This window comes from Nonomuraea sp. NPDC003707 (genome assembly GCF_053587055.1).
Genome location: NZ_JBSFNK010000036.1, coordinates 15667 through 28809, shown reverse-complemented (window position 1 = coordinate 28809; position 13143 = coordinate 15667). Strand labels below are relative to the sequence as shown.

General features: G+C 71.0%; 10 protein-coding genes. 9 read left to right on the top strand and 1 reads right to left on the bottom strand.

Annotated features, from left to right (window positions below):
* Positions 1-67: 67 nt before the first annotated feature.
* Complete coding sequence (locus tag ACWDRB_RS53410; RefSeq protein ID WP_449908166.1) at positions 68-1429, bottom strand: sensor histidine kinase; 1362 nt, start codon at positions 1427-1429, stop codon at positions 68-70.
* A 310-nt stretch (positions 1430-1739) separates the two neighbouring features.
* Between ACWDRB_RS53410 and ACWDRB_RS53405 the strand changes: the two genes are divergently transcribed.
* The 9 genes from ACWDRB_RS53405 (at position 1740) to ACWDRB_RS53365 (ending at position 13116) form a co-directional block, all read left to right on the top strand.
* Entirely contained in the window at positions 1740-2411 is a 672-nt protein-coding gene (locus tag ACWDRB_RS53405; protein ID WP_449908164.1) for an SLAC1 family transporter, read from the top strand.
* Positions 2412-2471: 60 nt separating this feature from the next.
* A complete protein-coding gene (locus ACWDRB_RS53400) occupies positions 2472-3974 on the top strand; it encodes a PucR family transcriptional regulator ligand-binding domain-containing protein (protein WP_449908162.1) in 1503 nt (500 codons plus the stop codon).
* A gap of 130 nt (positions 3975-4104) precedes the next feature.
* A complete protein-coding gene (locus tag ACWDRB_RS53395; protein ID WP_449908160.1) occupies positions 4105-5667 on the top strand; it encodes a purine-cytosine permease family protein in 1563 nt (520 codons plus the stop codon).
* Between the two features lie 10 nt (positions 5668-5677).
* Positions 5678-6640 (top strand): carboxyltransferase domain-containing protein, encoded by a 963-nt coding sequence (locus ACWDRB_RS53390; protein ID WP_449908158.1) that lies wholly within the window; start codon positions 5678-5680, stop codon positions 6638-6640.
* Positions 6640-7635, top strand: a complete 996-nt coding sequence (locus tag ACWDRB_RS53385; RefSeq protein ID WP_364261316.1) for a 5-oxoprolinase subunit C family protein — start codon at positions 6640-6642, stop codon at positions 7633-7635. Before ACWDRB_RS53390 ends, ACWDRB_RS53385 begins: the two co-directional genes overlap by 1 nt.
* Positions 7635-8420 (top strand): LamB/YcsF family protein, encoded by a 786-nt coding sequence (locus ACWDRB_RS53380; RefSeq protein ID WP_449908156.1) that lies wholly within the window; start codon positions 7635-7637, stop codon positions 8418-8420. Before ACWDRB_RS53385 ends, ACWDRB_RS53380 begins: the two co-directional genes overlap by 1 nt.
* A complete protein-coding gene (locus ACWDRB_RS53375; protein WP_449908317.1) occupies positions 8420-9781 on the top strand; it encodes an acetyl-CoA carboxylase biotin carboxylase subunit in 1362 nt (453 codons plus the stop codon). Before ACWDRB_RS53380 ends, ACWDRB_RS53375 begins: the two co-directional genes overlap by 1 nt.
* A gap of 1 nt (position 9782) precedes the next feature.
* Complete coding sequence (locus ACWDRB_RS53370) at positions 9783-9998, top strand: biotin/lipoyl-binding carrier protein (RefSeq protein ID WP_350737593.1); 216 nt, start codon at positions 9783-9785, stop codon at positions 9996-9998.
* Positions 9999-10062: 64 nt separating this feature from the next.
* Positions 10063-13116, top strand: a complete 3054-nt coding sequence (locus ACWDRB_RS53365; protein WP_449908154.1) for an NACHT domain-containing protein — start codon at positions 10063-10065, stop codon at positions 13114-13116.
* Positions 13117-13143 lie beyond the last annotated feature (27 nt).

Sequence of the window (13143 nt, the reverse complement as noted above, 5' to 3'; positions counted from 1 at the left end):
CCGATCCAACCGCGCGAACCAGGGGGGAGTCCTAGCGCGACTCAGCCATGTGGGAACCACGATCTGCTCACCCCGATGGTGGCCGAGGCGTGCCGCGCTCGGGCAGACGCAGCACGAACCGGGCTCCGCGGGGACTGTCCTGGGCGGTCAGGGTCCCGCCGTGGGCCTGGGCGATGTGCCGGGCGATCGGCAGCCCGAGCCCGGTGCCGCCGGGGTCGCGGACGCGGGAGGCTTCAAGGCGGATGAAGCGCTGGAAGATGACCTCCCGCTGCTCGGGGGCGATCCCTTCACCGTCATCGCTCACCTCCAGCGACACGACGCCGGCATCCAGCGTCAGGGTGACGGTGACGGCGGAGGTGGCGTGCCGTTCGGCGTTGTCCAGCAGGTTGTTCAGCAGCCGGGACAGCTCGATCCGTGAGCCGTCCACCATGACGCCGGGCGTGAGGCGGTGGCGCAGGTCGGTCTTGGCGAGGCGGCGCTCCAGCTCACCGGCGACCAGTTCGGTGAGATCGATCGGCTCGTGGCGGCCGGTGACGCCGGCGTCCAGCCGCGCTTCCTGGAGCAGGTCGCAAATGAGGGCCTGCATGCGTTCCACGCTGTCCAGGAGCGCGTAGGCGGTGCGTCGCCAGTCGGCCTGGTGCGGGTCGATCAGTGCCTCCTCGATGCGGGTACGCATGGCGGTCAAGGGGCTGCGTAGGTCGTGAGAGGCATCGGAGGCGAAACGGAGCTGCTGCTCCACCGCCGTCTGAGCGCGTTCCAACGTCCGGTTCGCGGTCTCGGCCAGGACCCGCAGCTCGTCGCGGTATTTCGGCACGGGCACCCGGTGACGCAGATCGCCAGATGCGGTGATCTGGGCCAGGTTGCCGCTGATGGCGTCCACGGGCTGCAGTGTCTTGCCCACGATCCGGTAGCTGCCGGCCGCAGCCGCCGCGACCAGCAGCAGACAGCCGGTGGCGAGGGGGATGATCAGCTCCGAGCGGACGTACCAGGGGACGTCGGGAACGGCCATGTCCAGCTGCCAGACGCCGTCCTCGCGGTGGAAGGGGTAGGCGAGCACGATCATGCAACGGTCGGGGAAGACCCTTGTGTCACAGGATGTGGTGGTGGCGTAGGCGTCGGGATCCGGGCGCAGGTTCGTCATCGGCGGCTTGCCCACCATGTCATGGGTGGCCGTGACCATGGTGCCGGCCGGGTCGAACACCTGGATCGCCTGTCCTGGGCCGCTCTCGGTCAGATCGGGGACGTGCCGGCGCATTTGAGCGCCAAGGTTCGCGGCGCCGGTGAAGAGCTGATCGGTCCGGTAGTCGACAGCCGCATGCCGGCTCATCACCACGATGAACACCGCCATAGCAATGCACAGCAGTGCCGTGACGACGCCGGCCACCACGGCCAGGCGGCACCTGATCGAATAACGATGCCACCAGCTCACTCTGATCACCCCTCCTGATCAGAGACACCGCGATACTCCCTTTGTTCCTTGCCGCTTTACGGAAGAGCGACCACCAAAAGGTGGCAAACGTCAGCACATACGCATGAAACACCCATCCCATGGCATGGCGCCCCGTGCGCCGAGCGGATGCGTGAGGCTTTGTGTATCGTGCATATCTTCCCGGCGACCCCCGACCGTCCGGGCGGCGGGGACCGAGGTGACACGGTGAACTCAGCGACCGGTGGACGGCGACGGGCGGTCTTGGGGTTGTTGGTGCGGCGCTTCCGTACAGAGGCGTTCGCCGTTCGTCATGGCCACCGGGATCGTGTCCGAGGCGCTGGACAGGGGCGGCACGCGGGTGGCTTCCGCGGCGCTGCTGGTGGTGGCGGGGGCCGGTTTCGTGACGTTGTCCCTGGCGTACGGGTGGAGCCTGCTGCGCCGGCGAACGTGGCCGGCGGATGATCTCGTCGGGGAAGGCGGCTTCGCCGTCCTGACCATCGCGGCGGCATCGAACGTGCTGGCCCGGCTGCTGGTGCGCCCGCTGACGGCAGAGGAGCTCCGGCCGCATTACTGGATCTTCATGGGCGCTGCCGCGATCAGCGTCCTGACCGGGGCACAGCTGCTGAACCTCCCGTCGGGGGCCGTCGTGGTGCCGCGCGAGTTCACCGTCGGGGTGTCGCTCGTGCTGTGGGCGTTCTGCAGTTGGCTGATCCCCTTGCTGGTCGCCCTGGGGCTGTGGCGGCATGTGCGGTGTCGCGTACCACTGCGTTGGGAGTGGGGCCTGTGGAGCATGGTGTTTCCGGTCGGCATGTACGGCGTCGCGACCCGGGAACTCGGACGCTCCACCGGAATGGGGTGGATGACCGCGCCGGGCGACGGCGAGGTCTGGCCGGCCGCCGCTGTCTGGCTGATCGTCTTCAGCGTCATGATCAAAGCCTCGTTCCGCCTCCTGAGTGAGAATCGCGCGCCGCGGCTGCCGTGACAGCACCGGGCGGGGCCGACGCCCTGTCTGGCCAGGTCGTCGAGCCGTTAACCTGGGCAGATGCCGGAGACGCTCGCCAGTCTGGTCGCCAGGCGCGATCTCGGCCTGACCCTGCGCGCCGGGCGCGGCGACGTCATCGTGCGCTGGGCGCACATCAGCGAGCTTCTCGACCCCACCCCATACCTTGATGAGGGCACCCTGCTGCTGACGACCGGGCTGAGCCTGGGGCGCACCAGCAGCCAGTGGCCCGAGTACGTCGAGCGGCTGGTGCGCGTGGGAGTGCCCGCGTTGGGGTTCGGGGTGGGGCTGCGGCACGCGATCGTCCCGCCGACGCTGGTCGAGGCGGCCGACCGGCTCGGGGTGAGCGTGGTGGAGGTGTCGGAGCCGACGCGGTTCAGCTCCGTGGTGCGCGCCGTGACCGACGGGATCGCCGCCGCCGAGCGGGCCGCGCAGACCTCGGCGATGGAGCGCTACCGGACCCTGGTGAAGGCGGCCCTGACGGCTCCCGCGCACCGATCGATCGTCACCAGCCTGGCGGCGCACCTCGACGCGTGGGTGCTGCTGCTCTCGCGCGAGGGTCACGTGCTCGCGGGCGCTCCCGACCACGCCCGGCGCAACGCCGAACGCGTACGGCTGGAGGTCTCGCGCACCGGCTCCTGGCATTCGGCGATGTTCGACCTCGGTGACACCCGGGTCACCCTGCTGCCGGTGAGCGAGGCGGCCCGGCCCGCGGGCGTGCTCGCGGTCGGCAGGCCGGCTCCGCTGACCGGGCACGATCGCGGCGTGGTCGACATCGCCGTCGATCTGCTCTCGCTGGAGGTCGCGCGGGCGGCGGAGCTGCTCGCCAGCGAACGCAGAGAGCGGGCGACGGTGCTCGCCCTGGTCCTGGCCGGCCGGTACGCCGCCGCCCAGCAGGCGGCCGAATCGCTGGGCATCCCGCTGCCCGAGGGGCTCGTGCGCATCGCCGTCGTCACCGCCGACCCGGGGCACCCCGGCGACCTGCTGGTGGCGCTGGAGAACGAGCGCAGCCTGCAGATCGTGTCGGCGCTGGTCGCGGCCGATCCGCGGGGCCGCATGGTGGTGGTGCTGCCCGCCGTGGAGGGGCACGTGGGGGTGCTGCAGTCGGTGCTCAGCTCCGTCAACGGCGGCCGGGGCGTGATCGGCGCGGCCGTCGAGTGGACCGACCTGGCTCGGGTCTGGCCGCGGGTGGCCGCGCTCGCCGACACGGTGCCGGCCTCCGCGCCGTACACGTTGCTGACCACCAGGGACGTCGCCGACGTCGGGCTGCTGGCGCACGTCGGCCCGGCCGAGGCGGACGGATGGGCGATCGCGATGCTGGCCCCGCTGGAGAGCGAGGAGGCCCGCAGGATCGACCTGCTCGGCACCGTGCGCACCTTCCTGACGCACAACGGCAACACGGAGGCCGCCTCGACTGCGCTCGGTGTCCACCGCCGGACGCTCACCTACCGGCTCGGACGCGCCGAGAAGCTGCTGGGGAGGCGCTTCTCCGACCCGGGGCTGCGCGCGGAACTGTGGATGGCGTTCACCGTACGAGACAGGTGAATGAACAGCGGATTACGCGAATGGCGCAAACAGCTCGCGCGGTTGCCCGAATCGCGGATGGGGCGGGCGTGCCGTCGTGACACATCCTGACCTGAGCCGACGTCACCCCCAACGCTCGCAGGAGACCCGCATGTCCCTCACCTCCGCGCGCCCCCCGGCGCTGGAGGTCTCCTTCACCGACGACCCGAAGGTCGTCAAGGAGGCCGCCACCGAGGACTACTCGAACCATGTCGTGCCCAGGTCCTGGCGATCTGGCCGGTGGTCGCTCGCCATGGCCTGGTGGGCGCTCTTCTCGGCCATGTTCTGGCTCTACGTCGCCGTGGCCGCGGCGGACGCCGTCGGCACCCCGGCGACCATCGTCGGCATGGTGCTGACGGTGGCCACCTTCGGCGTCGTGAACCTGGTCCTGTCCAGGTACGCCGCCCGCACCGGCCTGACCGTCGCGCTGCTGTCGCGGCGGCTGTTCGGCATGCTGGGCTCGGCCCTCGCACCGCTCATCTTCGCCGCGACCGCGCTGTACTACGCGGTGTTCGAAGGCTCGATCGTCGCCGTGGCCTTCCAGCAGTACTTCGGCGGCGCCATCGAGATCTGGTACCTCGTGGTCGTGGTGTACGCGCTGCCGCTGGTCATCGGCGGCGTGCGGACCTGGCTGGACAAGCTCAACGGCGTGCTGCTGCCGCTGTACGTGGTCGGCCTGGTCGCCGTGGTGATCGCGGCGACGGTCCAGCGGGGCTACCCGCAGGACTGGCTCCAGTCGGCGGCGCCGAGCGGCCCGCTGCCCGGCTGGCTCACCGCGTACCTGATCTACATGGGTGTCTACATCATGATGATGTACACCGTGGACTACGCCCGCTTCGGCCGGGCGGAGGACCAGAGATTCCACGGCACGGTCACCTTCGGCTGGGTCTTCTACGCCTTCACCTTCGCCGTCAACGGCCTGATCGGCATCTATCTGCTGCGCGCCTGGGACATCGCGGGCACCGAGACGGGTGTGGTCACCGCGTTCATCAGGTCGCTGGGCTTCGCCGGCGTACTGGTGATCTTCGTCTCCCAGACGCGGATCAACACCGCCAACTACTACCTCGCCTCCACCAACCTGGACGCGTTCGCCACGCGGGTGCTCCGGCTGAGGCTGCCCCGGGCCGTCTGGACCGTCGTGGCAGGCGTGCTCGCCTACCTGTTCATGCTGACCGACGTGCTGAGCTACCTGCTGCGCGCGCTCGCCTGGCAGGGCGTCTTCGTGACCGCGTGGGTCGCGATCGCGATGGTGCACATCGCGGTGCGGGGCGCGGACCGTGACGGCCTGCCCGAGTTCAGGCCACGGCGGCTCAAGCCGGTGACCGCGGGCGCCGGGGCCTGGCTCGCGGCCTCCGCCGTGGGGATCGTGCTCACCGAGCAGTCGGCCAGCCCCGTGCTCGCCCAGCTCGCGCCGCTGATCACCGTCGCCGTCGCCGCGGGCCTCTACTACGCCGCCCTGGTCACCGCCCCCGGCGCCGTACGGCCTGCCGGGGAGGACCCGCGAGACGAGGTCGAGGACATCTGGGAGGCCCGCATCAGGTGCCACTCCTGCGACCGGTCCTACGTGGCCGTGGAGATGGACCGCGACCCGAACTCGGGGGGAGCCGCCGTCTGCTCCGCCTGCGCCGCCGACTCGACCGCTCCGGCCGGTGCCACCGCGCCGGCCGGCCGCTGAGAGAGGAACCATGACCGCCATCATCAACCGCCGTCCGGCCGAAGGAGACCGGCCGGCCATCGTCTACCGGGCCGCCGGTGACCGCCACGTCCTCGTCGAGTACGGCGAGATGGCGCTCGACCTGGAGCTGAACTTCTTCGTGACCGCCGTCACGGCCCATCTCGCCGAGCATCCGGTGCCGGGGCTGGTGGAGGCCGCACCGGGCTTCCGCTCGCTGCTGCTGCACCACGAGCCCGCGATCATCGATCGTAAGGCGCTCATCGACGCGGTCGACGAGGCGCACCGGGCGCAGCGGTCGGTACGCTCGCTCGTCCTGCCCAGCCGGTTGATCACGCTGCCGATCGCGTTCGACGACTCCGAGAGCCGCGAAGCGGTCCGCCGCTACGCGACGACCATCCGGCAGGAGGCGCCCAACATCCGCGACAACTCCAACATCGACTACATCGTCGAGTACAACGGCCTGCCCGGCAGGGAAGCCCTGTACGCGACGGTCACCGGCACGGAGTGGTGGAACGCGTACACCGGCTTCTTCCCCGGCCTGCCGTTCATGTTCCCGCTCGATCCGCGCAACGCCATCACCGTGCCGAAGTACAACCCGACCCGCACCTGGACGGCGGAGGGGGCGGTCGGCATCGGGGGCCCCTGCGTGGCGATCTACCCGGTGGAGGCGCCGGGCGGCTACCAGCTGTTCGGCCGGACCGTACCCGTCTACGACGTCCTGGCCAGGCACGAGGTGTTCCGCGACGATCCGATCCTGATTCGGCCGGGCGACCGGGTGCGCTTCGAGCCCGTGAGCGAGGACCAGCTCCTGGCGGCCCGCAGGGACGTCCTGGAGAACCGCTACGAGTACGTGATCGAGAACGACCAGTTCTCGGTCACCGACTACCTCGCCCGCGCCGCCGAGGTGCGCGCCGAGGCCGACACGCTGCGGTCCGCCCGCGAGGCCGCCGCAGCCAGGACGGAGGTGCCGTGATGACCGACACGCACGCGGTCTTCGACATCGTCATGCCGGGGCTGCAGACCCTGATCCAGGACTACCCCGGCCGCCGCGGCCTGCAGTCCAAGGGCTTCTTCCCCTCCGGGCCGATGGACCACGTGTCCTTCCGCATCGCCAACGCGCTGGTCGGCAACGAACCGGGGGCGCCCGCGCTGGAAATCCCGATGGGCCGGCTCGCGTTGCGCGCACTCGCTGAGACCTGGGTCGCCGTCACCGGAGCCGAGGGCTCGGGCCTCCGGCTGAACTCCGCGCCCATGCCGCTGGGCGAGACCGTCCGGGTGGTGCCCGGGGACGAGATCACCTGCTCGATCGTCAAGGGGCCGGGGTTCCGGCTGTACCTGGCGGTGGCGGGCGGCATCGACGTCCCGATGGTGATGGGGTCGCGGGCGACGTACACCATGGGCGGCATCGGCGGCGTCGAGGGCCGGGCTCTGGTGAAGGGCGACGTCCTGCGGGCGCGGGCGGTGACCGCGCCGCCACCGCGGCTACGTGTGCCGGCGTCGCTGCGGCCCGCGCTGGCCAACGTCTGGGAGGTGGAGGTGATGCGCGGCCCGCACGCGGACCCCGACTTCCTCACCGAGCAGGACTGGAAGGATCTGGTCGGCCGGGAGTGGAAGGTCGACCTCAACTCCAACCGCGTCGGCACCCGGCTGGAGTCGCATCGCTTCCAGTGGGCCAGGCCGTCCGGCGGGGTCGCGGGCGGGCACCCGTCCAACGTGCTGGACGGGAGCTACCCGATCGGCGGCATCAACACCAACGGGGACGTGCCTGTCATCCTCGGGCCCGACGGCCCGACCGCGGGCGGCTTCACCGTGATCGCCACCGTCGTCCAGGCCGGGCTGTGGAAGGTCGGCCAGCTCCGTCCCGGCCGCGACCTGATCCGCTTCCGGGAGGTGTCGCTGGACGAGGCGCTGGCGCTCGCCGCCCGCGTCGACTACACGACCGACCCCCACCACTACGAGGAGCTGTGATGCCGCGCGTGGACCTCAACTGCGACATGGGCGAGAGCTTCGGTCGCTGGAGCCTCGGCGACGACCTCGGCATGATGCCGTACCTGACCTCGGTCAACATCGCCACCGGCTACCACGCGGGTGACCCGCCGACGATCCGGCGCACAGTGGCCGCCGCGGTGCGGCAGGGGCTGGCCATCGGCGCGCACCTGGCCTTCCCCGACCTGATGGGCTTCGGCCGCCGCCGCATGGTGATCCCGGCCGAGGACCTGGAGGACTACTGCCTCTACCAGCTCGGCGCTCTGCAGGCGTTCGTGCGGGCCGCCGGCGGCCGGCTGGCGCACGTCAAACCGCACGGCGCGCTGTACGTGATGGCCTCGGAGGACGCCGCCGTCGCGACCGCGATCGCCCGGGCGGTGGCCAAGGTGGACGCGTCGCTGCCGCTGATGCTGCTCACCTCCGCCACGGCGGACGCCGTGGCCGCCGAAGGGGTGCGGCTGGTCGTGGAGGCGTTCCCCGACCTGCACTACGACCGTACGGGGAAGCTCGTCATCGAGCCGGTCAAGAAGGCGTGGGACCCCGAGCTGGTCGCCGGCCGCGCGGTCCGCATGGTGCTGGAGCGCAAGGTCGCCGCCGACGACGGCACCGAACTCGACGTGGACGCGGTGTCCCTGTGCCTGCACGGTGACGCGCCGAACGGCCCGGAGATCGCCGAGGCGGTGCACAGGGCGCTGACCGGCCACGGGATCGAGCTGGCCCCGCTGGCCGTGCTGCTCGCCAGCTCAGCGGAGGGAGGCCGCCGGTGATGGAGTCTCTGCTGGTCGCCAACCGCGGCGAGATCGCCCGGAGGATCATCCGCACGGCGCGGCGGCTCGGCCTGCGCACCATCGCGGTGTACAGCGACGCCGACGCCGACCTGCCGTTCGTCCGCGAGGCCGACGAGGCGGTGGAGCTCGGCCCCGCGGCTCCCGCCGAGTCCTACCGCAACGCCGAGAAGGTGCTGGCGGCAGCCCGCCGTACCGGCGCCGAGGCCATTCATCCCGGCTACGGCTTCCTGTCGGAGAACGCCGGCTTCGCCCGCGCCGTCCAGGAGGCGGGGCTGGTCTGGGTCGGTCCCGCGCCGGACGTCATCGAGCTGATGGGCGACAAGATCAACGCCCGGAACGCGGTCGCCGCCGCCGGGGTCCCGGTCGCGCCCGGCACCCCGGAGCCGGTGGCGGGCGAGGCCGCCGCGCTCGACGCCGCGGCGGCCATCGGCTACCCCCTGATGGTCAAGGCCGCGGCGGGCGGCGGCGGCATGGGCATGGCCGTCGCCCACGACGAGGACGACCTGCGCAGGCAGTACGCGGCCGTGTCCGGATTCGCCGAGCGGTTGTTCGGCGATCCGGCGATCCTGCTGGAGCGCTACTACGCCGGCGCACGGCACATCGAGGTGCAGATCCTGGGTCTCGCCGACGGTGACGTCATCGCCCTCGGCGAGCGCAACTGCTCGGTGCAACGGCGCAACCAGAAGCTCGTCGAGGAGAGCCCGTCCCCCTGCCTCGACCCGGACCTGCGCGAGCAGATGCTCACCGCGGCCGTGCAGGTGGGCAAGGCCGTCGGTTACCGCAACGCGGGCACCGTCGAGTGCCTGGTGTACGGCGAACCGGGCGCCCAGGGGTTCGTCTTCCTGGAGATGAACACGCGACTGCAGGTCGAGCACCCGGTCACCGAGGCGGTGTGGGGCCTCGACCTGGTCGAGGAACAGCTTCGCGTCGCGGCGGGCGAGCCGCCGTCGGCGGACCTCACCGCGCTGCGCCCGCGCGGGCACGCCATCGAGTTCCGCGTGAACGCCGAGGATCCGGTGCGGTTCCTGCCCGGCCCGGGGACGATCAACGCCTGGAACGAGCCGTCCGGCGACGGCATCCGCGTCGACGCCGCCTACCGGCAGGGCAATCGGGTCACCCCCGCGTACGACTCCCTCATGGCCAAGCTGGTCGTGCACGCGAGCACTCGGGAGGACGCGATCGCCAGGGCACGGGAGGCGCTGGCCGCCTTCACGATCGCGGGTCCGAAGCAGAACCTGCCCTTCTTCACCGAGCTCCTCGACGAGCCCGAGTTCGCCGACGGCTCGTACAGCACCGCGCTGGTCGCGCGGATGCGGGCCACCCCAAGGAAAGGAAGCTGAGATGGGCCGGCAGATCACGTCCGACCTGGCGGCCAACGTCTGGAAGGTGCTCGTCTCCACGGGCGACAGCGTCGCCGCCGGCGACACGCTGGTGATCCTCGAATCCATGAAGATGGAGATCCCTGTCGAGGCCGAGACGTCCGGCGTCGTCACCGCGCTGCCCGTCAGCGAAGGCGACGTCCTGGATGAAGGGGATCTGATCGCGGAGATCTCCTGACCCTTCGGACCGTGGTTTTCCGCTGAGTGTTGCCTTGGTGACGCCTGGTAGCGATGCTGGCAGCATGGGCAGTGGAGGTCGGGGCCGCTGGGTGGTGTCGCCGGTCGCGCTCGCGGTGGTGCCGGTCGGGATCGGGCTGGTGGGGAATCTGGCGACCGGCACCGTTGAGGTGAAGGCTTGGTGGTGGACGCCGGCCACGTGGGTGTTGACCGGCGTGCTGGTCGTGGTCGCCACCGCGTCGCAGATCGTGCAGTCGCGCGCTGTGCCGCAGAGCCGGGAGGCGGCGATGCGCAGCGCTGCGGCGGGTTTGCGGCGGATGGTCCGGGAGCAGTGGGAGCACGAGACGGTGCTGCGGGGCGTTCGGCAGCCGGTGCCGTTGCGGGTGCGGTGGTCCTCGACCGACCGGCAGGTCGCGGAGACGCGTCAGGTGGTGCTGGACGAGCCGGAATCCACGTGGCAGGACAGGCCGTTGGAAGGCGACGTCACGCAGGTCGTCGAGAAGTTCTGCGAGCTGCCCCATCGGCAGTTGGTGGTGCTCGGAGAGGCGGGCGCGGGCAAGAGCGTCCTGGCGATGCTGCTCACCCTCGGGCTGATCGAGCGGTCAGTGGGGGACGACCCGGTGCCGGTGCTCCTGTCGATCACTTCCTGGAACCCGCAGGACGAGTCGGTACGCCGGTTCGCGGCTCGGCGGATAGCTGAGGATTATCCGATGCCGGCCGATTTGTCGGAGGGCCGCTGCGTGGCGGAGCTGCTGATGAGCGAAGGCCGGATACTGCTGGTGCTGGATGGACTGGACGAGCTCCCGGCCGAGTCGCAGGAGCGGGCGCTGCGGAGGCTGGATGAGTTCGCCGCGACAGGACGGCCGCTGGTGGTGACCTGCCGGGCCCGCGAATACCAGCGAGCCGTGGACGCCAGTCGTTCGATCATCTCCCGGGCCGCGGTCGTGGAGATCATGCCGGTCGATGTGGAACAGGCGATCGCGTTCCTGTCCCACCCCGAACCGTTCCGGCACCGCTGGGAACCGGTTTTCACCCACCTCCGCCACGACAGCGAGGGCCCGCTGGCGCGGGTGTTGTCCACGCCGTTGATGGTCTCACTGGCCCGTACCGCCTACAGGCCCTCGAACACCGACCCCATCGCCTTGACGCGCCTCGACAGCCAGGACGCCATCGCCGCGACGCTTCTGGACACGTTCGTGACCAGCGTTCATGACCCCGACCGGCCGACGCCGCCCGAAGGCCGGCCGGTGCGCCGCTACAGTCCCGCCGCCGCCCAGCGCTGGCTCGGCTGCCTGGCCCTGCACCTGCAGCTGGTGGGCAGGACGGAACTGGTGTGGTGGCAGTTGTCCCCCGACCTCTTCACCTTCAAGGCGGAGGTGATCAGGACCCGCACGGTGCTGGCTGTCGCAGTCGGCGTGGGTGCCGGTGTCAGTGCCGCGGCCGGGCCCGTGTCGGGGGGCGCAGCAGCGCTCACCGTGTCCGCCGCGGCCTTGGCCGCGGCGGCGGGCCTGCTGCGGCCGCTGTGGCCCCACGCCTACCCGGCGTACACCCCCACCTCCTACTCGCTGGCTCGCGAACGTCGTCGCCGGGTCCTGGCGCTGCGGGCCGGATTCGGTGTCGCGCCGGGGCTGCTGACCGGGGTCATTCTCGGCAATCCGCTGATCGGAGCGGCCGGTGCCCTGGTCACCGGGCTACTCGCGGTGGTCATGCCCACCCTGCCCTCCAGGACCCGGCCTCGGGGCACCACTCCACGCGCCACGCTGAACGCCAATCACCACGCCACCGCCATCGCCGCCGCCCAGCACGGCATCACTGGCGCATTGGTGTTCACCGCCTCTGTCGCAGTGCTCGCCCCAGCATCAACCCTCTGGATCCCCGCCGTCACCGCGGCCGCCGTCTACGGATGGGTCGCAGCCTGCGGTGCGGGCCTGTGGACCTGGATCGATTACAAGATCACCCATCTTCGTCTTGCCGCCAAGGGCCGACTCCCCTGGAGACTGTGGACATTCCTCGAAGACCAGCACCAACGCCAAACATTGCGCCAATCTGGAACTGCCTGGCAATTTCGCCACGCCTTGCTTCAACACCACCTCGCCGCCACCCCGTACACCCAGCACCTGTATGCCTGCGCCCGCCAAGGTGACGCGGGCGCGCTTGGACGCATCGCCGACCGGCTGGTCGAAGAGGACCGGCTTGATGAGGCCATCACCATGCTCGGCGCCTGGGCCGACCACGACACCTCCGGCACCGCCGCGTCGGCCAGCCTGAAACTGGCCGCCTTGCTGGCCGAGCACGACCGCGTCGAGGAACTGCGCACCCGTGCCGACGCGGGCGACGGGCATGCCGTCGCGATACTGGCCTACCGGCTGGAACGACAGGGCCGGATCGAGGAGGCCATCACCGTACTCCGTCCCCACACGGACCGAGGCGCCGCCCCGCAGCTGGCTCGGCTCCTCGCCCGCCACGATGGTGCTCAGGAGGCCATCGACCTGCTCAACGCCCACCCCGACCAGGACGACAACTGGACTCTCATGATGGCCGAGCTGCTGGCTCAGCAGGGCCGGACCGAAGAGCTGCGCGTCCGTGCCGACCAAGGCGACCGGGCCGCCGGCAACCAACTGGCCAAACTGCTCGCCGAACAGGGCCGCGAAGAAGAACTGCAGGCCCGCGCCACAGCAGGCGACCCCGACGCCGCCTTCCGGCTCGCCCTGCAGAGCTGCGTGGAGGACGCCATCACCCTGCTGCGCCCCCACGCCGACCAGGGCGACTGGGCCGCCGGCGACCGGCTGGCCCGACTGCTGGCCGAACAGGGGCGCGTGGAAGAACTGCGGGCCCGCGCCACGGCAGGCGACCCGCACGCGGCCCACAGCCTCGCCCGACTGCTTGCCCGACAGGGGCGGTTGGAGGATGCGGTCACCCTGCTCCTGCACCACGCTGTCCCAGCGGTTCAATCCGTCGAAGCGTATGCCGTCCTGCCGTTGCTCAGCCGTCTCCTGACGATGCTGGGGCGGGAGGAGGAGGCCGTCACCGTGCTCCGCGCCCACGCCCATCTGGGCAACACCGTCGCCGTCAGCCTGCTGGCCGACCGCGATCTCACGCCTGAGCGCGCAGAAGGGTGATCGAGGGGAGTCTGCCGGCCGTTTGAA